This window comes from Yersinia sp. Marseille-Q3913, assembly GCF_963892745.1.
GTDB lineage: Bacteria > Pseudomonadota > Gammaproteobacteria > Enterobacterales > Enterobacteriaceae > Yersinia > Yersinia bercovieri.
Genome location: NZ_CAWQAF010000016.1, coordinates 25,840 through 46,738, shown reverse-complemented (window position 1 = coordinate 46,738; position 20,899 = coordinate 25,840). Strand labels below are relative to the sequence as shown.

Below are 20,899 nucleotides of genomic sequence, written 5' to 3'. Positions count from 1 at the left end.
GGGGGATGTAATGGATAAATCGCTAACTGATTCACTTGAGATGTTAATTCGATTTTGGGAGCACAGTTCTGATCCTTGGGGAGTAAAAGATAATCAATCCAGATTTATTTATGCAAATCCTAGATATCATAAATTATTAGACTTACCGGATAAATATAGTATGGAAGGGCGCTTAGATGGCGAAACTCCTTCATCTACCGCAGAATTTCAGGATGAATTTCAGCGACAAGATCGGCAGGTGGAATTATTGCAGGATCGTATTACAATGGTTGATATACACCCATACGATGGGCGCTCCTATCTTCAACCTTATTTCTGCGATAAATATCCATTAATTGATGAAAATGGTCTATCGCAGGGAGTTATTTTTCATGGGAAACCGGTAACTGACACCATATTAACCCGCCTAACTAAAATAAAAATCCCTACATCATTAGCATTCACCCCGCCCTCAGATTTATTTACCAAAAGAGAGTGGGAGGTGCTGTTCTATCTTTTACATGCCTTCTCCAGCCCAGAGATTGCTAAAAAACTATTTTTATCACCCAGGACTGTCTGCAATATCACCCAAAGTATTTATAAGAAAGCGGGTGTCACCAGCAAGCGGCAGATAATTGAGTATTGCTATGAGAATAAAATTAGTAATTATGTTCCGCAGAGTTTCTTTGAGTACTCAGGTTCTTTCCCATTAATGTAAGGAAATTTATCATGTGATGAAGAGGGGGACGTAATGGATAAATCGCTAACTGACTCACTTGAGATGTTAATTCGATTTTGGGAACACAGTTCTGATCCTTGGGGAGTAAAAGATAATCAATCCAGATTTATTTATGCAAATCCTAGATATCATAAATTATTAGACTTACCGGATAAATATAGTATGGAAGGGCGATTAGATGGCGAAATCCCTTCACCCACTGCAGAGTTTCAGGATGAATTTCAGCGGCAAGATCGTCGGGTCGAGTTATTGCAGGATAGAACCACATCAGTAGAAATCCATCTACTTGATGGGTTTTACTATTTTACGCCCTATTTTTTTGATAAATATCCATTAATAGATAAAAATGGAATTTCTCAAGGCGTTATTTTACATGCCAAGCCAGTGACCGAAACTTTATTAACCCACCTAACTAAAATAAAAATCCCTACATCATTAGCATTCACCCCGCCCTCAGATTTATTTACCAAAAGAGAGTGGGAGGTGCTGTTCTATCTTTTACATGCCTTCTCCAGCCCAGAGATCGCTAAAAAGCTATTTTTATCATCCAGGACTGTCTGCAATATCACCCAAAGCATCTATAAGAAGGCGGGTGTCACCAGCAAGCGGCAGATCATTGAGTATTGCTATGAGAATAAAATTAGTAATTATGTTCCACAGAGCTTCTTTGAGTCTTCAGGTTCTTTCCCATTATTGTAATGGTCAGCCCAGCAGTTACCGATTACGTTCCCACTTTGACGTAATCGGAGAGTTTAAGCGAACCGAGCCGGTACTATTTTGCCGCTCGGTAAGCCCGCTTATTGACCCGCTGCGCTATGCACCTCGCCATGCTGCATGATTTGATTAACCTGCTGCCCATGGCTGTCAGTGGCCTGTAGGGAGCCATTAACAGTTGGTTTTAGCGCAGTATCTGCCGCCAAACTACCTTTTATCTGCAACTTCAAATTGCCCAGCCCTTGCAGTGGCAATGCTGGCCAGCCCCAGTTTTGCAGAATATCCAACTCAACAGAGCGGCCAGTTAGCCCCAGTGAAAAAGCTCTGGCAGGTGTTTGATCAATGCTGGCGGTGGCCTCCAGTAACCCCTCTTTGGTAAAGGCGCTTAAATCACTAAAGGTGATTTGTTGTTCATTGGCGCTGAGCGCTAGTGATGGGCGGCGAATGTCGTTTTTATTGAAGGTCGCGTTGCCGGCATTCAATATCAGTGACCCCGACCACAGGCCCCATTGATGATTTTTAGCTAACAGTAAGTCAGTACCAGCGGCATCCAGCGAGGTAATCTGGAATGGGAAGTTAGGGCTGATATCAATCAACAAGTTACGGCTGCCGCTTAGCTTGCCAATGTAGACCTCAGACAACCAGTTTGGCAGCGTTTGTTGCCATTGCTGCTTCCAATCGGCAGGGAGGGTATAGACCAGCGCCACCAGTGTCAGCTCATTCAGCTGCAAACGGCGGGTATCACGCACCCACTGCCCCTGTGTTCTTAGCAGCCCATCCTGCCAGCGGGTGGAGAACTGATTAATTGCCACGCCAGTAGGAGATAAAGCAAATGTGGCGATTGGGTCAATCAGATGAATATTACCTTTAATTATATCCCCCGCATTGAAGGAGAGTTCACCATCATCACTTTGCCAATCGCCCTGCTTAAAGGTGATATTTTTTAGCGTCAGATCTAAATCATTAAATGCCCAGTTATTCCCTTCGACCCGCGCATCAATTAAGTCAAAGCGTTTGAGTGTAATTGGCGGCAGTTTTAGGAAGGTATTCCAAATATCATCAACGGTCGCGGGGGTTTGCAGGCGAATATTACTTAGGCGCAGGCGATCAACCATCCAACTGCCATCGGCGGATTGGCTGGCACTACCGGTTAATTCCCCTTGCGCGATATCGGCACCGAAAGTGGTCAGTGTCAGCGCATTTTTCTGTATCGAGCCCTGCACATAGAGTTTTTGTGCCGCGATGCCATTGACCGCTAAAGAGCCGGCACTGAACTGAAATTGGGCATTTTCGCCCAAACTATTGCCCGCCAAGGGCTGCCAGGGTACTAACCCACCCGTGACTTGCTGGCCAGTCACTTTCCATTGGCCCGCTGAGTTTTTTGGCTCAATAGTGGTATTCAGCGCCATATTGGTTAATTGCAAGGTATCCGTCTGCAAAGGTAATGGCGCTGTGCTGTTGTTGAGGGTCAAACTGCCATTTTGCAAATTCAGACTGAGAAGATGGCGAGGCTCCGTCAGCTGCCGCCAGCTCAGGCCAATGATTCCCTGCTGGGTAATAAGGAAGGGCGGCTGATTGGCGCGTCCTAGCGTGACATCCTTAACACTGATTTGCCCAGGGGTGGACCATGAGTGATCTATTTTCCCCAGAGAGAGGCGATATTCGCTGTTATCACTGACCCAACGGCTCAGCCATCCGGCGGCCCAACTGGTTTGGAGCAATACGTAGCAGAGCACGACGGATAGCACCAAGAGCAGTAATAACGTTAGCAGCACTTTCCCGAGAAATTTCATCTGGTCAATTCACGCCTGTCGGTATACGGAACCCTGTTTATGCCGCAAATCTTCCATTAGCTCAATAGACAATCGGTTATCAAGGCATAAAAAATGGCCGGTATCGTTTACTACCGGCCATTTCAGTGACGTGTTAGTGCGAGGATTATTTTTCTTGTGGGAAGAGTAGGTTAAGGACGATGGCAGTAATACCACCGGCAGCAATCCCAGAAGAGAGCAGGGTTTTGATCCAATCAGGAGCAAATTGCAGGATCAATGGCTGTTGTGCCACACCCATACCAACCGCCAATGACAGCGCCATAATCATAATGGCGCGGCGGTTAAGGGTTTCGCGCGACACGATGCGCACGCCAGAGGCGGCAATGGTGCCGAACATCACCAGGGTCGCTCCCCCCAGCACTGGTTCAGGGATATGCTGCACAAACCCAGCAACGGCGGGGAACAAGCCCAGCACAATCAGCATCAGCGCCACCACAAAACCGACATAGCGGCTGGCAACACCGGTCAACTGAATCACCCCATTGTTCTGACCGAAACAGGAGTTAGGGAAGGTGTTGAACACGGCTGATAGCATGGAGTTCAAGCCATTCGCCAATACGCCGCCCTTTAGGCGCTTCATATACAGTGGGCCATGAACCGGTTGCTCTGAGACATCTGAGGTGGCCGTGATATCGCCGATGGTTTCCAGCGAGGTCACCATAAAGATCAGCATCAGCGGCACCAGCAAGTTCCAGTCAAAAGATAACCCATAATAGAGCGGTGTTGGAATGGTGATAAGCGCGGTGTCTACCACCGGACGGCTTTCCGGCAGCATACCCAGCGACCAGGCCAGCAGGTAGCCCACGGCCATAGCGATCACTAACGAGGCGACGCGCAGATAGGGGTTGCGCTGGCGGTTCAGCAGAATAATCACCACCAGGACGGCTCCCGCCAATAGCAGATTTTTCGGTGCGCCGAATGTATGGTCGCTCATCGCGCCATAACCGCCACCAATAGATGTCAGCCCAACTTGAATCAATGACAGGCCGATAATCATCACCACAATACCGGAGACCAGCGGAGTGATAATACGGCGTGCCAGATGCAGGAAGCGGGAGAGGATAATTTCGGTGCAGGAGGCCACCATCAGAGTGCCGAATAGTGCCGCCATCATGGTTGGGATATCCGCACCCCCATTTTTCAGCGCTAACCCACCCATGATCAGTGGAGAAACAAAGTTAAAACTGGTGCCTTGAATTGATAACAGGCCAGAGCCCACCGGCCCCCAGGTCTTAATTTGCAGCAGCGATGCCAGCCCGGACGCGAACAGGGACATGCTGATAATGCGCTGGGTATCTTCCGCCGGTAATCCGAGCGCCTGACAAATCAGCAGGCCAGGGGTAATTACCGCGACAAACATCGCCAATAAGTGCTGACAGGCGGCAAACAGTGTTTGTGCTAGTGGCGGGCGGTCTTCTAAACGATAAATCAATTCGCTAGGGCGAGTGGTGACTTGCTGTGGCGTATCAAGTTCGGCGGATTGCGTAGACATGGAGTGGGATACCCTGATCGGCAAAGAGGGCATTTTAATGATCCGCCTCACAAAAGCAATCGGTTGCGCTGCATTTTTTTAAATATTTATATCCGGCGTTACCCTGCATTTTTAACGACTAAAACTTGTAATTAGCGGTGTTTTTTTTTCTAATCCCTCCTTAACGGCTTTGGCGTTTATTAAGGAACTGTCTAACGTCATATTTTTATTCGATATTTTAATCGCATGGAGTACCAAGATGTTGCATCTCGATACCTATGGCACGCTAGTCGCGGCCTGTTTGGTTTTATTGTTAGGCCGTAAACTCGTACAAACTGTCCCTTTCCTGAAGAAATACACCATTCCTGAACCGGTCGCCGGTGGTTTGCTTGTGGCATTTATGATGTTGCTGATGCAAAAGACCCTTGGTTGGGAAATCAGTTTTGATATGTCGCTGAAAGATCCCTTGATGCTGGCATTCTTCGCAACTATCGGTCTGAACGCCAATTTGGCGAGCCTACGTGCTGGCGGCAAGGTCCTGAGTGTGTTTGTCTTTGTGGTTGTCGGTTTGCTGCTGGTGCAAAACGCCATTGGTGTTGCCCTCGCTAAGCTGATGGGGCTAGACCCCTTGATGGGGCTATTGGCGGGCTCCATTACCCTATCGGGCGGACATGGTACGGGTGCGGCGTGGAGTAAAGTGTTCGTTGAGCGCTATGGCTTTGAAAATGCAACTGAAGTTGCCATGGCTTGTGCGACTTTCGGCTTGGTGCTCGGTGGGCTGATTGGCGGGCCGGTTGCCCGTTATCTGGTAAAACACTCCTCTACGCCAGATGGCACACCAGAGGATAGCGAGGTGCCTTCCGCCTTCGAAAAACCTTCAGCTGGCCGCATGATTACCTCGCTGGTATTGGTCGAAACTATCGCCATGATTGCCATTTGCCTGATGGCGGGCCGCCTGATCTCTAGCTTGTTAGAGGGCACGATGTTTGAGCTGCCCACTTTCGTCTGCGTGTTATTTGTCGGGGTCATTCTCAGTAACACACTGTCGACGATAGGTTTTTATAAAGTTTTTGATCGCGCAGTATCGGTGCTGGGCAACGTCAGTTTGTCACTGTTTTTGGCGATGGCGTTGATGAGCCTAAAACTTTGGGAGCTGGCCTCATTGGCTCTGCCGATGTTGGTAATTCTGTCGGCGCAGGCATTGGCGATGGCGCTGTACGCTATCTTTGTCACTTATCGGGTGATGGGGAAAAACTATGATGCGGCAGTATTGGCGGCAGGGCATTGTGGTTTTGGTTTAGGCGCGACACCGACCGCGATTGCCAATATGCAGGCAATTACTGACCGCTTTGGCCCATCGCATTTAGCCTTCCTGGTAGTGCCGATGGTTGGCGCGTTCTTTATTGATATCGTTAATGTGATTGTGATTAAGCTCTATCTGTTACTGCCAATCTTCCCGGCGGCAATCGGATAGGGGGCTTGGGGGGCAGCTTTACCTGCCCCTGAGGTTAATGACAATGTGCCCGTGGCGGAGAGAACTGGCAGATCGTAAAGACGCCGTTAATCCATCCCTGGAGGCTCGAGCCGTGCCATCCCTGGCGCGGATGCTTTACTCTTCCGCCTGTCCTCACCATTCCCGATCGAGTCGTCGGGGTTTGTCAGCAGTCTAAAGGGGGGAATTTGTCTGCCCGGAATTATGCATTGGTATAACGCGTCCGCTCCGGCAACCACCGCTCAATCAATGCCCGCGCGTGTTCGGGATACTGCTGATGCAGATGGCGAGCGACCCGCTGTACTTCTGGGATCATCGCCTGATCACGCAGTAAATCAGCCACTTTAAACTCAGCACTCCCCGTCTGCCGTGTACCCAATAACTCGCCGGGGCCACGGATCTCTAAGTCTCGCTGAGCAATAACGAAGCCATCATTACTGTCGCGCAGCACTTGTAAACGCATCTGGGCGGTTTTGCTGAGTGGTGTTTTGTAGAGCAACACGCAGTGGGACGCGACAGCACCACGGCCGACGCGGCCACGTAACTGGTGTAATTGCGCTAACCCCAAACGCTCTGGGTTGTCGATGATCATCAGGCTAGCATTCGGCACATCCACCCCAACTTCAATGACCGTGGTAGCGACCAATAGCTGCAACTCACCCTGCTTAAATGCCAGCATAACCGCCTGTTTTTCTGGGCCTTTCATGCGCCCATGCACCAAGCCGACGTTAATCTCTGGCAGGGCAATTTTCAGCTCTTCACAGGTCACCTCAGCGGCCTGCGCCTCCAGCAACTCAGACTCTTCAATCAGAGTACAGACCCAGTAGGCTTGACGGCCCTCTCCCAGACAGGCATTTTTAACCCGCGAAATTACATCACTGCGGCGGGTATCAGGGATGGCGACAGTCGTGACCGGTGTCCTACCGGGAGGCAACTCATCAATCACTGAAGTATCAAGATCCGCATAGGCGGTCATCGCCAAGGTGCGCGGAATAGGGGTCGCCGTCATAATCAGCTGATGTGGGTGAAAGCCTTGCTCCTCGCCCTTTTCCCAGAGTGCGAGCCGCTGATGAACGCCGAAACGATGCTGTTCATCAATAATAACCAGCGCCAATCCAGAAAATTTCACCTGCTCCTGAAACATCGCGTGAGTGCCGACAACCATCGAAACCTGACCACTGGCGACAGCTGCTTGCTGCGCTAATCGCGCTTTGCCTTTTTGCTTCCCCGCCAGCCAACCCACCTCCAAACCCAATGGCTCCAGCCATTGGCGGAAGGTATTGGCATGTTGCTCTGCCAGTAATTCAGTGGGGGCCATCAATGCAACTTGTTTACCGTAAGCAATGGCGCGCAGCGCTGCCAGCGCGGCAACGACTGTTTTTCCCGAGCCAACATCCCCTTGAATCAGTCGCATCATCGGGAAATTGTGCGTCATATCTTGCTCTATTTCCGCCACCACCCGCTGTTGTGCGCGGGTTGGTGTGAACGGCAGCGCGGCCAGAAAACGTTGCTTAAGCTGCTCTTCCGGCAACAACGACAGTGCCCGATAACTTTGCGCCCCAGCTCTGACCGCCAACATGCTGAGATTATGGGCCAGTAGTTCCTCCATAATTAGCCGCCGCTGCGCGGGGTGTTTTCCCTTCTCTAAATCGGCCAGCTGAATATCCGCTGGTGGGCGATGCAGAGTATGAATGGCCTCCGGCAAGCTAATGAGCGAGCGGCTGAGTTCAATCGGCAATAATTCAGCAATAACACAGGTATCCAGCATCGCCAGCGCCTGATCGATAAGTTTGCGTAGTGTTGCCTGACGAATGCCCTCAGTGGTGGGATAAACTGGGGTCAGCGACTCCTGCAATTCAACGCCAATATTCTCGCCATGCACCCTATATTCAGGGTGAATGATTTCCGGGCCAGTAATCCCCCGTTTAGCTTCGCCATAGGCAATGACATGCTTGCCCGGCGACAGGCTGTTTTTCATCGCGGCATTGAAGTTAAAAAAGCGCAGGGTAAGAACACCGCTGCCGTCGCTGATTTGGCAGGTCATCATGCGGCGGCGGCCAAAAGTGATATCGGAACGCAGAACTTCACCTTCGACGGTCACCGAAAGACCGGGCAGTAGATCGCCAATACGGTACAGCTGAGTGCGATCTTCATAACGTAGCGGGAGGTGAAGCAGCAGGTCTTGGATGGTTTCCAGACCCATTTTAGCCAGTTTTCCAGCCTGACTTGCGCCAACACCGGAAAGTGTACTTAGGGGTACGGCATCCAGTAGGCGGCCTTTCATTTAAGACTCCGTGGATTGCATGGCAGACCACCATTGCGGATCAGCAATAATCTGGCCCTGCTCATCGATATGGGGCTGAGGAAGCCCTTTTCGCTTGGCAACTTGCGCCAACACTGGGTAACCACCCTCAAACAAAAGCCGCTGTTGCTCAGCCGGTGGCAGAACACTCTGCACCCGCTGATACATGCCCGCGTTTTGCCGCTGCCGTTGGGCTTCATATAAAATGAGTGCGGAAGCGACGGAAACGTTGAGAGATTGCACCATGCCAATCATCGGAATAATGATGTCTTGATCTGCTAGCGCCAACGCCTCTTCAGAGATACCGGTTTTCTCCTGTCCCATCAAGATACAGGTTGGGCGGGTATAGTCGATTTCGCGAAAATCTACTGCCTTATCAGATAAATGTGTCGCCAGTATTTGCATACCCTGCGATTTCAAATGGGCAATGGCATCAGTGATATGGGGATGTGTTTTGACCTGTACCCAGCTGTTGCTACCGGCGGCAGAAGAGAGCCGCGTATACATTTCGGTGGTGGGCCAAATGGCATGGACTTGATGGATACCGACAGCATCAGCTGTGCGAATGATAGCGGATACATTATGGGGCTTATGTACTTGCTCCAGACAGACCGTCAGATCCGGCTGTCTGGTCGCAAGCATTTCACAAATCCGCGCATAGCGTTGAGGATTCATCGGCGTTAATTACGGTTTCGGCTGACTTTAACCACATCCGGCATAATACGAATTTTACGCATAATGTTAGCCAGATGGACCCGGTCACGGGTGGTCAGGCGAATAAATGCGCTGTATACCCGACCATCTTTCTCTTCGGTATTTAGACTCTGAATATTTGATTCGGCTGCATTAATTGCCGCCGTGAGATTTGCCAGCGCACCTTGTTGGTTGAACATATCGACTTTAATTTCAGCGATAAACTCTTGCTCAGTCTCTTGATCCCACTCGACCGCCATAAACTTCTCAGGCTCTTTTTGGTAGCCACGGATGTTACGACAAGATTCGTGATGGATGACCAACCCCTTACCCGGACTAATATGGGCAATAATGGGGTCACCTGGAATTGGACGGCAGCACTTGGCGAAAGTGATCAATACGCCATCTGCGCCTTTGATGGCCAGATTGCGGGTGCCGGAGGTCGCCAGTGTGGATGGGTCACCCAACAGGTTTTTAGCCACCACCACACTCATCGCATTGCCAAGACCAATTTCAGCCAGCAAATCATCCAGCGTCGCCAGCTTCATGCGCTCTAGTTCACGTTTGATATTTTCTTCAGAAATATCAGCCAGTTTACGGCCATTGCCTAATGCATGATTCAGTAACCGACGGCCAAGGCTCACCGACTCATCGCGCTTCAGGTTTTTCAGTAACTGACGAATTTTGGCGCGCGCTTTTGAACTGACAACAAAATTCAGCCAGGCGGCATTTGGCCGCGCACCCGGCGCGGTAATGATCTCAACCGTTTGACCACTGCTTAGGGGTTGAGAAAGCGGGTAGGGCTGGCGGTCAACACGGGCACCGACGCAGGCATGACCGATATCGGTATGCACGGCATAGGCAAAGTCGACAGGTGTCGCACCGGCAGGTAGCTCAACAATGCGACCTTCCGGGGTGAAAACATAAATCTCATCAGGGAAGAGATCAGACTTCACGCTTTCAATAAATTCAAATGAGCTGCCCGCACTTTGCTGTAACTCCAGCAAACTCTGCATCCAGCGCTGAGCGCGGATTTGTGCGGTGGTGCCGGATTCGCCCTGCTCTTTATAAGCCCAGTGTGCAGCAACCCCCATTTCGGCCATCTGATCCATATCTTCAGTACGGATTTGCACCTCAACCGGCACTCCATGAGGACCGATTAATGAGGTATGCAGCGATTGATAGCCGTTAGCTTTAGGGATGGCAATATAGTCTTTTACTCGACCAGGGCGCGGTTTGTACAGGCTGTGAGCCTGACCCAGCACGCGGTAGCAAGTATCGACTTCTTTGACGATAACCCGGAACGCATAGATGTCCATGATGGAGTGAAAGCGCTGCTCTTTCAGGTTCATCTTGCAATAGATAGAATAGAGGTGCTTCTCACGGCCACTGACCCGGCAAGGAATTCCCGCCTCAGTCAGACGTCCTTCTATCTCCGCCAGGATTTTCTGAATCATCTCTTTGCGGTTACCGCGCGCGGCTTTCACCACTTCTTTGATGACGCGATAGCGATTCGGGTAGAGCGCTTCAAAACCCAGTTCTTCCAGCTCGGTTTTTAAATGGTGAATACCCAGCCGATGGGCCAGTGGGCTGTATATTTCAAGGGTTTCGCGGGCAATGCGGCGACGTTTATCTGGGCGTAATGAACCCAGCGTTCGCATGTTATGTGTGCGGTCAGCCAGTTTGATCAAAATGACGCGGATATCCTGCACCATCGCCATGATCATTTTGCGGAAGTTTTCCGCCTGGGCTTCTTTCTTATCACGAAAATTCAGCTTATCGAGTTTAGATACACCCTCGACCAGCTCGGCTACGCTTTTCCCAAACAACTGCTCCATATCTTGATATGTGGCAGGGGTGTCTTCAATGACGTCATGTAATAACGCCGCCATTAAGGTTTCGTAATCGAGCCGCATCTCCGCGAGAATACAGGCCACAGCAACCGGGTGAGTGATATAAGGCTCACCGCTGGAGCGTGTCTGACCCTCGTGAGCATCACGTGCAACAAGATATGCCTGTTTGAGGCGCTTAATCTGCTCCTCTGGCAGGTAACGTTGAATCAGCAGATTCAGGCTTTCAAACAGGTACAAGGCAGACTCGCAGTCTAATTAACGACGACCTTCAGCAATCGCGGTAACCGCTTGGATCTCTGCGGCTTCCTGCTCTTGCTGCTCTTGGCGTTCACGAACATCGAGAATCTGATTAGTAATCAGACCTTCTTCAATTTCGCGCAGCGCAATCACAGTAACTTTATCGTTCTCTTCTGGAACCAGTGCGTCTTTGCCGCCGGACTGGATTTGACGTGCCCGACGAGCAGCGACCAACACCAGGTCAAAACGGTTACCAATTTTCTCTACAGCGTCTTGAACAGTTACGCGTGCCATAATTCTGCTACTCCACAGGTGACGAAATGACTGGGCATGATACTGAAACTCTGTTCAGTCTGCCAATAATTTGCTGATTAAAGCGTCATGCCGCTGTTTCTGGCGGCCTAAACGCAGTCGTTCTGCGCGAATAATGGTTTTCAGATCAGATAATGCCAGATTGAAATCATCATTTACGATTAAATAATCATACTCTGCGTAATGGGCCATCTCGGCGACAGCTTGCGCCATACGCTTTGCAATAACCTCTTCGCTATCTTGCCCACGGCCACGTAAGCGGCGATCCAACTCTTCTTTAGAGGGAGGCAAAATAAAAATACTGCGCGCGGTTGGCATTTTTGCGCGAATTTGTTGCGCGCCTTGCCAGTCGATATCTAAAAATACATCAACCCCGGTTGCGAGAACCTGCTCAATCGCCAAACGTGAGGTGCCGTAGTAGTTTTCAAAAACCTTGGCATGCTCAAGAAAAGCGTCGTCATCAATCATCTGGCAAAACTCTTCTTCAGCGACGAAAAAGTAATGCTCACCGTGATTCTCACCCGGACGCTTAGCACGCGTGGTATGGGAAATAGAAACCTGCGTGTCGTACAACGGTTGTGTTTTTAACAAAGCCTGAATCAGGCTTGATTTCCCTGCGCCACTGGGCGCGGAAACAATATATAGCGTGCCTTGGACCATGATGACGTTTCAGTTGATTAGGTTGATATATAGAAAGCAGAAGTGTGAATCTCCGCACAGTATACACGGCTGCTACCCGTGATGCAGCGTTACAACGCATTTCACTCGAATGTTTTGTCTATAAACAGCCCGATTTTCTGATTTTGCGGGAAGGATAGCGTAATTTCGAGCTGTTACAGTAAATATAAAAGTATTGTTCGGCAGCCCGCGCATTTAACAATTTTGGCCTTCGACGAATAAGACATTTCAGGGTTTACTGCCTACCGCCAAGGAAAGGGGGGTTATGAATATGTCGAATATACAAATACTAAGCTTGCTGATGGTTGGCTTTATGAGCTGGGGGGCCTGTGCGGTATCTGGTTGCCCAGAGTGGTCAGTAGAAAGAGTGTCTATTGAGGTCAATTCCCTGCAAAAGCAGTTGGATAAATGGGATGCGGCATATCATCAACAGGGGGTTAGCCTGCTTGAGGATGATATTTACGATCAATTGCAGGTTAAATTACAGGGATGGCAGGCCTGCGGTGGCCAGTCTGACAGCACGGAAAGTAAAGGAGTACCGGGTCACGGGAAGTTTTCTCATCCTGTTGCTCATACCGGATTAAAAAAACTGAAAGGTGAAGCTGAGGTAGCTAACTGGATGTTGCGGCGAGAAAAACTCTGGGTACAACCCAAGGTTGATGGCGTTGCAGTGACGCTGGTTTACCAGAACGGAAAGCTGATACAACTTCTCAGCCGAGGAGATGGATTGAAGGGCCAAAACTGGAGCGACAAAGCCTCTTTTATTGCTGCCATTCCTCACTCTATTGCCTCTGCCCCCCCTTTACTAACGCTGCAAGGGGAGCTGTTTCTACAGATGGAAGGGCATAAACAAGCTCAGTTTGGCGGTGTGAATGCCCGCTCTTCAGTCGCGGGTGCGCTGATGCGCAAATCATCGTCCCCTTTACTGGCTCAACTCGGCATTTTTATTTGGGCGTGGCCTGATGGGCCGAAAAGCATGGTGGAAAAAAACATGCGATTGCAGGAAATGGGCTTCCCTTTGACCGCGGAATACAGCAAGCCTGTCACTTCAGCCAAGGATGTTGCCCAGTGGCGGGAGCGCTGGCATCAAACCCCTCTGCCTTTTGTGACTGATGGTATTGTTATCCGTCAGGAAGAGGAGCCAGCCGGACGCTATTGGCAGGCCGTTCCAGGGCCGTGGTCTGTGGCTTGGAAATACCCACAACAACAGCAAATGACGGAAATAAAAGATATACAATTTACGATTGGTCGCACCGGAAAAATCACCGTGGTTTTGCAGGTTTTGCCGGTAAAAATTGATGATAAATGGATTCGGCGAGTGAATATTGGTTCCATTGCGCGTTGGCGACAATGGGAGATCACTACAGGAGATCAAGTCACCATTACTCTAGCTGGACAGAGTATTCCAAGGTTGGATAGTGTTGTTTGGCGGGTCAGCCAGCGCCATAAATTCACCCCACCAGATGAAGATAAATTTCATCAATTAAGTTGTTTTCGTAATTTGCCGCACGAGTGCGAGCCACAATTCTTATCTCGCTTGATCTGGCTCAGTAGCCCGAAAGGGCTGAATATGCACAACATTAGTGGTGGGCTTTGGCGAGAGCTTATCCACCATGGACTTGTCAAAGATCTGGTCGGGTGGTTATCCCTAACGCCAGACCAACTTACTGATATTCCTGGGATAAGTCGTGAGCGAGCAGAGAGTATTTATCAACAATTTCAACGTACAACTCAGAAGCCATTTTCTCAGTGGTTACAGGCGTTGGGATTCCCACTGATGGCATTCAGTGATGGCCACTGGCACTCTTTACAGCGAAAAAGTATTGCTGAGTGGCGCTTAATGCCGGGTGTCGGGCCGGTGCGGGCGAAACAGATTAATCATTTCTTACACCACCCAGAGGTGCAAGAGATGGCTGATTTCTTATCGAAACAATCTGTTGTAGGGTTCCAGCCCGAAGAGTAAAGCCTTTGCGGCATTGACTCAGTGCTCTGAGTGCTCATATTTGAAGACGGGCAGACCAAGGCGGAATCTTAATGCCAACAATCGGGCACTTAGCCCAGTGATAAGGGTAATGATAATCACCCAGTTATGGGACAGCGGTGTGTATTGCAGGGCAATGTAGATCCAAGCAGCAGCAAAGGAGATACCGGCATAGATCTCTTTTTGAAACACCAATGGGATACAGTTACAAAACATGTCGCGTAGTACACCGCCAAAAACACCGGTAATCACCGCGGCAATGGCTGCAATAATTGTGCTGTGGCCCATATCAAGGGCAATTTGTGCACCAATAATGGAAAAAACAATCAGCCCAATAGCATCAAGCACGAGAAATAAGTGGCGCAAGTGTTTCATTAAAGGCGCCATCCAGGTTGTCACAATGGCGGCAACAGCGACAATCACAATGTATTCAGGGTGCTTAACCCAACCGAGTGGATAATGACCCAACAGCATATCTCTGACCGAACCGCCACCGATTGCCGTGGCAGAAGCAATGATAATGACGCCAAACATATCCATTTGACGACGGCCAGCAGCCAGCGCCCCAGTCATGGCTTCGGCTGTAATACCAATGATATAAAGAACACTAAGTAGCATAATGAGTCAAATTTCTTAAGGGCTGAAAAGGCCGCAGAATACTCACTCAGGTGGGTTGTCGCGACTGAGATTTTCTAAGCCATTTATTTATGATTACTTAATCTAATCATTTTTTTAATTATCTACCTAATATATATAGCTAAAAAATCATGTCGTTAGTTATTTAACATTAATATTTCTAGGGTAAAAGCTAGCTATTTAGGTTCTGCGCGGGAGCTGGTGAGCCGATTTTATAATCGCTAGGTCTGATTGCAGAGTTCTTTATCCGATGCTAGTTTTTATCTTTTATTTCAGTGAGATTTGTTCATGGATAAGCGTGTTAATCGGTTCCACTATCGGGCTGTATTGTTTACCGGCATGATTGCTGCCGGCGTATTACTGAGTGGTTGTGTTGATCGCGCTGTCCACAGCGACACAGTAACAGCGAAAGTTTCATCTCCGGTCTGTATTAAAGGTGAGCCGATGACACAAACGACACTCTATTTCGGTTTGAATCGCCCTCATGGCCCCGCTATTTCTACAGCTGAATGGCACTCTTTTGTGGATAATGATGTGACTAGTCGCTTTAAAGAGGATCTGACCGTCATTGATGCCAAAGGGCAATGGTTAGGAGATGATGGCCGTGTAGCCAACGAGAGTAGCAAGGCGTTGGTGCTTGTCCATAAAAATGATAAAGATGCTGACATTGAAGCTCTGCGCTCCAGCTATAAACAGCAGTTTGCACAAGAGTCTGTGATGCGTGTTGATACCAGTGTGTGCGTCGATTTTTAGTGGTGAATTTCTAACAGTGAAGCTCTGGCAGTGAAGTTCCCGTGCGAATGCTTGGCCTTTTATCTCTGATTTACCCATCCCATTAACTTTGGACAGCAACGTACCCACCACCCGGATGATGAGTGGTAATATGCGAAAATGCTGCAAAATACCAATCAATGCGGAAACGAAAATGATTGGGCAAAGAACATTCAAGAATATAAAGGCTAATCCTTGTTCATTCATGTTACCAAAAACAAAACTGGTGCCGACTGCGGTAAATTTCATCAATACTTCGAATAATCCAGCAAAATACGTGATCGCGCCCAAGCCACTTTCTGAGTGTAAAAAGAAATAAGCGAGTGCGATTTCTATAATCAGTAATTGAAAAATATAACGCAGTTTAATGCTTTTTCGGTCACGGCTAGCCAGTAATGCCAGTAATGCCAGTATTGCAATAGTCATCAATGCCAGAAGAAAATGCAGAATTTGCAACATAAGAAATCCGTTAGGGATAAAATTCAGTCAGCATTTTATCTGCAATAGCAGATTTTTTTCATCTGAAATTCAACCCTCCTGAAAATATATATTCTACGCATTGCATAGCTGTATCCCAAACATTCCGGTATTTGAAAATTTTACTACTTTTCCATCATTTATTCATTGAGTGGCTCACTATTTATCTGCCAGCTTAAATTGTCGCGATTGCGGCATGTTTAGCGCTTCCCCAAGGAGGCTCAGGCTCAAAAAGTACTCTTTGTGTTCAACTAACTCATTGGATGGAATATGAATATGATTAATCTGCCTAGCTGCCGCCCTTTTACCGAAGCCGGCCATTTATCTCAAATATCGGCTTATTATGAAGAAGAGCGCAATATCATGTGGATGTTGTTGCGTGCTCATCCGCGCCCCTGTTTTAACTTAGAGTTAATTGAAAATATTATGACGTTGGCGCAGGCCGCTAAAGAGTCAAAATTACCTTTTGATTTTTGGGTGACCGGCTCAGTTGTGCCCAATATGTTTAATGTGGGAGGTGATTTAAGCTTTTTTGCACAAATGATTCGCAGTCGTAAACGTGAAGCATTAATGGCCTATGCACGCGCTTGTGTAGATTGTGTTCATGCAGCTTCTCGCGGGTTTGATACTGGCGCAATATCTATTGCAATGATTGAGGGCAGTGCGTTAGGGGGGGGATTTGAAGCCGCACTGGCCCATCATTTTGTTCTAGCACAAACAACCGCCAGAATGGGCTTTCCGGAGATTGCCTTTAATCTATTTCCTGGGATGGGGGGCTATTCGCTTGTCGCGAGAAAAGCGGGAATGCGAGTGGCTGAACAGCTGATTTGGACCGGCGAACCCCATGCTGCTGAATGGTATGAGAGCCGTGGATTAGTGGATAAATTATTTCAACCGGGCGATGCGTATCTTGCGACTCGCACCTTTATAGACACGATAAGACCTAAGCTAAATGGTATGAGAGCCATGATTAGAGTCCGACAGCGTGTTTTGCAATTAACACGTTCTGAATTAATGGATATTACTGAGGATTGGGTTGATTCTGCATTCTCTATTGAGCCAAAAGATATTGCCTATATTGAACGTTTGGTTATGCTACAAGATCGCCATACCTCGACAATGCCAAAAGCAATATAGTTTTTGGCACCTAATCCAGTAAAAGGTGAGGGTGCTGTGTTACCAGCCAATGCTCCAGTTCATCTGCGGGCATTGGTTTAGCGTAAAGAAATCCCTGTTTTTCATCAATGCCAATAGAGTCCAAAAACTCCTCTTCTCCTGTCGTCTCTACCCCTTCGGCAATAACCCGCATTTTAAGGGCTTCGGCAACAACGATAATGGCCCGAACCAGAGATTGTGAAATAGGATTATTATCAATACCGCGCACAAAGCTTTGGTCAAGCTTAATGGCATCAATTGGGATACGCGCTAATTGAGAAAGTGAAGAGTAGCCTGTACCGAAATCATCCAAATGAACTTGAGCCCCTAAGTGGCGCAACTGCTTCATGATGTTAATAGCGGCATCTTCGTCATCTATTAAGCAACTTTCGGTGAGTTCCACATCAACTAAGCTAGATTCCAGTTCGCTGGCTTCAAGAGATTCAATAAAACTGGTTACGATCGCCTCGTCAATTAATTGCCGGGCAGAGACATTTACTGCCACCCGCAGATTAATTCCTCGACTCTTCCAATCAACTGCCTGCTGCATTGACGTTTGCAGAACCCATTTACCTAGTGGCCCTATTAGTCCAGACTCTTCTGCATATGAGATAAACTCTAGAGGCGCGATTACGCCGCGCTCAGGCGATAGCCATCGGACTAATGCTTCGACACTATGTACTTTACCGGTTTGCGTGGATATTTTGGGTTGGTAAAACACTTGTAGCTGATGCTGTTCTAAACCTTTACGCAAATTAGTATCTAGCCACACATATTCAGATACTTTTTTATTCATCTCTTGCGAAAATATTGAATAAGTTCGTTTGCCATGTTCTTTCGCGGTGTACATGGCAGTGTCCGCACTGCGGATAATATTTTCCAGCGTATCGCCATGCTCAGGGCATAATGCAATGCCAATAGAGCAGCCGGTATATACCTCGATCAATCCCACTCTAAAAGGTGATTTCATACGGTTAAGAATACGCTGTGTGGTTGCCTCCAGTTCATTCAGGCAGGAGTTCTCGACCAGCACAATAAACTCATCGCCGCCCAACCGGGCCAGCATTTCGTTTTCCTCTAAACAACTCAAAATCGCCAGCGAGACATCTTTGAGTAACCGGTCACCAAACATGTGGCCGTAATGGTCATTCACTTTTTTAAAGTTATCGAGATCGAGGTAAATAATTCCTACCGAGGTATCACCGCGAGTTTGGATCGCGCTATTAATCCGTTCATGAATCGCATGGCGATTAGGTAAGCCAGTAATCATGTCGGTATTAGCTAAAATCCTGAGGCGCTCTTGGGCGCGCCTCTCTTTGGTAATATCAGTACCAGAGCAGATGAGATAACGTTCATTTTTGCCACTGCCGCTGTGAACAAATTTATTGCGGAATAAAAAGAGGCGTTTCCCTTTTACCGTATTAACCCAACGTTCAACTTCATAAGATGCGCCACGTTGGAAGAAGCCTTCAATATTTTTCCGCGATGACGCCCCCTCTTTGGCCGTCATAAACAAGTCATACACATTTTTGCCAATAACATCTTGTTCTTTTTTGCCGGTATATTCTTCGCTGAGGTGATTAAAACGTTGGACGTAGCCATCTTTATCTAGAATAACGATAACTGAATTCGCTTCGGAAACGACCTGCTCTGCAAAGGAGAGTCCCATCACTAAATCGCGAGCGACAGATTCAGTATCAGCATAGGCAGAGGCTGTTCCTCCCCACTCTTTGTCATTAATTTTTCGGCCGACAAGGTGTAAATGGAGTGGGTGGCCATAAATCTCAATTTCTACATCTAAACTGGCAGTAACTCCGGTTAAACTGCGGATTTTCATTGTTTGAACTGAATTAAGGGGAATCGCAATATTGGTCGCCCCTTTAATCGCAGCTAACTCTAAAGCTTGGCTGTCAAAAGCAAGTCGCCAAAAAGGGCTATGAGTACCAAAATAGGTATTGAGGATCGATGTGTCTTGGTCTTCGAACATGCGTGATCCCCCAAAAAGTATCTATGTGTCTTTTAGTTACCTTAGCCAGTGGTTAAAAACAGTCCTATGCCTGGCTTGCTATATCATTGCGGTTTTCTTGGCCTCTATAGCACGACGCTATCGTGACCATTCAACTGATAAAGTATATGTGTAATTTCTTCATAGCAGATATTAGATAGTAGCGATAATCATATTAAATTTTCTTTCTACTCTCAGATTTTGAGATAGAACTAAAGTTAAGCATGAAAAAAATAAAAAAACACTCTATTTTTTATATTGTTATACTCATTTAAGTCAATTCCTAAAATTAATAAAATATAGAAGGTGCCGGTTTGTTTAAGTGAGCATGTCGAGAGAAGTGAAGTTTTAGTGGGTTAGTATCACTAAAGCATGAAAGTGGGGTGTAATCAGCATATTTCCTTTTAAAGGAAGTGGGAACTCAGGGGCAATCGCATTACCTTTACGTTGGTATTATTTTCGTCTATTGCAGGCCAGATTGATTACTGAAGGGTAAATTATTGAAAAATATTAGCAACGGCTTCTATTTATTCAAAATACACTAACACGGAAAAACAGGTCATAGTACTGCTGTTTATTCGGTCCCCCACCGCAGAATAAAAAAAACTCAATGTGGACGCGACTCTAGGCAGATCTACTGAAGGTTATCACGTTAAGGTAATGACTTAGAACACAATTCAAGCTAATAAAAAACGATGATTTTTAAGTAGTACTGATAATAAAACCATGTTCTTAAAAACAGTATTGACATCTCGTCTAGAACAAGTAGATTGGAATTCAACATCGGTGCAATTAGTAGCAAATCTTTTATTTAACCGGTGTCTATGTAGCAAGATTATAAATAATGCGATAAAGGTCACGAAATATTTTTGTATGTGAGATTCACAGTGGTTTTTTATAATTAACCTTTGTGATGAAGCTTTAAGGTTACGCAGTAAATCTTTACAATCGCATTTTGTGGACGATAACGCGATGAGTTAAGGCTTTGTTGTTAATAGTAATGTTCGCGATTTGTGTACACAAGTATGAGATCGAGGATATCGCGACGAAAGTAAAGCCACGTAACAAAGAGTATATATCGCGAGGGGATGTACTAATTTAGCTTGTCTTATCATTAGGATAGCTAAAATGAAATAAGCGGGAATTGTTACCATTCAGTTAATATATTGGAGGGAAGTTAGTAATAAACGAAAATATTCCTGTAGAAACATGTACATCGTTATAAACAGTATGAAGATAAGTATCACGTTATTAAGTTGATTAATGTTTAATTTTAAATTTGTAGTACCTTAAAAGCCCTGACTAACACAGTTGGGGCTTTTATCATTCTGGGAACGACTATTAGAGAAAACCTTTACCCATCGCCGCGCCGACGACCCGCTTTAGATGTATGAATACCACCTGCCATCTATAGATCTATAAATTATCCTACCCCTGTATGCACCCACCTTTATTTATTATTTTGGCACGATTTGTCGTGTGTATCGCTGATCGGATTTTTATCTCTGACTTATTTGCGAGAAATAGATCCATTTTTTGATTCCAACTGAGGGGCGAGATAATGAATCAGGT

At 47.3% G+C, this 20,899-nt stretch carries 15 protein-coding genes and 1 pseudogene; 6 read left to right on the top strand and 10 right to left on the bottom strand.

Annotation, left to right across the window (positions count from 1 at the left end):
- The first annotated feature begins 10 nt into the window (after positions 1–10).
- Positions 11–697, top strand: a complete 687-nt coding sequence (locus AACW11_RS08585) for a helix-turn-helix transcriptional regulator (RefSeq protein WP_212586471.1) — start codon at positions 11–13, stop codon at positions 695–697.
- 33 nt (positions 698–730) lie between these two features.
- Positions 731–1,417, top strand: a complete 687-nt coding sequence (locus AACW11_RS08580) for a helix-turn-helix transcriptional regulator (protein ID WP_212586470.1) — start codon at positions 731–733, stop codon at positions 1,415–1,417.
- Positions 1,418–1,515: 98 nt separating this feature from the next.
- On the opposite strand, the gene AACW11_RS08575 is transcribed toward AACW11_RS08580, so the two are convergent.
- Positions 1,516–3,225: an AsmA family protein gene (locus AACW11_RS08575; RefSeq protein ID WP_212586469.1), complete on the bottom strand. Its 1,710-nt coding sequence runs from the start codon at positions 3,223–3,225 to the stop codon at positions 1,516–1,518.
- Positions 3,226–3,370: 145 nt separating this feature from the next.
- Complete coding sequence (locus AACW11_RS08570; RefSeq protein WP_005273766.1) at positions 3,371–4,756, bottom strand: uracil-xanthine permease family protein; 1,386 nt, start codon at positions 4,754–4,756, stop codon at positions 3,371–3,373.
- 238 nt (positions 4,757–4,994) lie between these two features.
- Between AACW11_RS08570 and gltS the strand changes: the two genes are divergently transcribed.
- On the top strand, positions 4,995–6,209 hold the full coding sequence (gene gltS / locus AACW11_RS08565) for a sodium/glutamate symporter (RefSeq protein WP_212586468.1): 1,215 nt from the start codon (positions 4,995–4,997) through the stop codon (positions 6,207–6,209).
- Positions 6,210–6,429: 220 nt separating this feature from the next.
- On the opposite strand, the gene recG is transcribed toward gltS, so the two are convergent.
- Genes recG through gmk form a run of 5 tightly spaced genes read right to left on the bottom strand, consistent with a single transcriptional unit; the run spans position 6,430 to position 12,284 of the window.
- Positions 6,430–8,511, bottom strand: a complete 2,082-nt coding sequence (gene recG, locus AACW11_RS08560) for an ATP-dependent DNA helicase RecG (protein WP_212586467.1) — start codon at positions 8,509–8,511, stop codon at positions 6,430–6,432.
- Positions 8,512–9,204 (bottom strand): tRNA (guanosine(18)-2'-O)-methyltransferase TrmH, encoded by a 693-nt coding sequence (gene trmH / locus AACW11_RS08555; RefSeq protein WP_212586466.1) that lies wholly within the window; start codon positions 9,202–9,204, stop codon positions 8,512–8,514.
- 5 nt (positions 9,205–9,209) lie between these two features.
- Complete coding sequence (gene spoT / locus AACW11_RS08550; protein ID WP_049602823.1) at positions 9,210–11,312, bottom strand: bifunctional GTP diphosphokinase/guanosine-3',5'-bis pyrophosphate 3'-pyrophosphohydrolase; 2,103 nt, start codon at positions 11,310–11,312, stop codon at positions 9,210–9,212.
- Between the two features lie 18 nt (positions 11,313–11,330).
- Complete coding sequence (rpoZ, locus tag AACW11_RS08545; RefSeq protein WP_004392061.1) at positions 11,331–11,606, bottom strand: DNA-directed RNA polymerase subunit omega; 276 nt, start codon at positions 11,604–11,606, stop codon at positions 11,331–11,333.
- Positions 11,607–11,660: 54 nt separating this feature from the next.
- Entirely contained in the window at positions 11,661–12,284 is a 624-nt protein-coding gene (gene gmk / locus AACW11_RS08540; protein ID WP_057649131.1) for a guanylate kinase, read from the bottom strand.
- Positions 12,285–12,567: 283 nt separating this feature from the next.
- On the opposite strand from gmk, the gene ligB reads away from it, so the two are divergent.
- Complete coding sequence (ligB, locus tag AACW11_RS08535) at positions 12,568–14,265, top strand: NAD-dependent DNA ligase LigB (RefSeq protein ID WP_212586465.1); 1,698 nt, start codon at positions 12,568–12,570, stop codon at positions 14,263–14,265.
- 18 nt (positions 14,266–14,283) lie between these two features.
- On the opposite strand, the gene AACW11_RS08530 is transcribed toward ligB, so the two are convergent.
- Positions 14,284–14,901, bottom strand: a complete 618-nt coding sequence (locus tag AACW11_RS08530; protein WP_004875507.1) for a trimeric intracellular cation channel family protein — start codon at positions 14,899–14,901, stop codon at positions 14,284–14,286.
- A gap of 306 nt (positions 14,902–15,207) precedes the next feature.
- Here AACW11_RS08530 and AACW11_RS08525 point away from each other — a divergent pair, with 306 nt between their 5' ends.
- Positions 15,208–15,672, top strand: coding sequence for a DUF3574 domain-containing protein (locus AACW11_RS08525; RefSeq protein WP_212586464.1), 465 nt, complete (start codon positions 15,208–15,210; stop codon positions 15,670–15,672).
- 63 nt (positions 15,673–15,735) lie between these two features.
- Here AACW11_RS08525 and AACW11_RS08520 read toward each other — a convergent pair.
- Positions 15,736–16,149 (bottom strand): annotated as a pseudogene (locus tag AACW11_RS08520) (Na+ dependent nucleoside transporter N-terminal domain-containing protein); the annotation flags it as partial.
- 288 nt (positions 16,150–16,437) lie between these two features.
- Between AACW11_RS08520 and AACW11_RS08515 the strand changes: the two are divergent.
- Positions 16,438–17,304 (top strand): crotonase/enoyl-CoA hydratase family protein, encoded by an 867-nt coding sequence (locus AACW11_RS08515; RefSeq protein ID WP_212586463.1) that lies wholly within the window; start codon positions 16,438–16,440, stop codon positions 17,302–17,304.
- A 10-nt stretch (positions 17,305–17,314) separates the two neighbouring features.
- Here the strand turns inward: AACW11_RS08515 and pdeR are convergent, their stop codons facing one another.
- Positions 17,315–19,309: a cyclic di-GMP phosphodiesterase gene (pdeR, locus tag AACW11_RS08510; RefSeq protein ID WP_212586462.1), complete on the bottom strand. Its 1,995-nt coding sequence runs from the start codon at positions 19,307–19,309 to the stop codon at positions 17,315–17,317.
- Between the last annotated feature and the right edge of the window lie 1,590 nt (positions 19,310–20,899).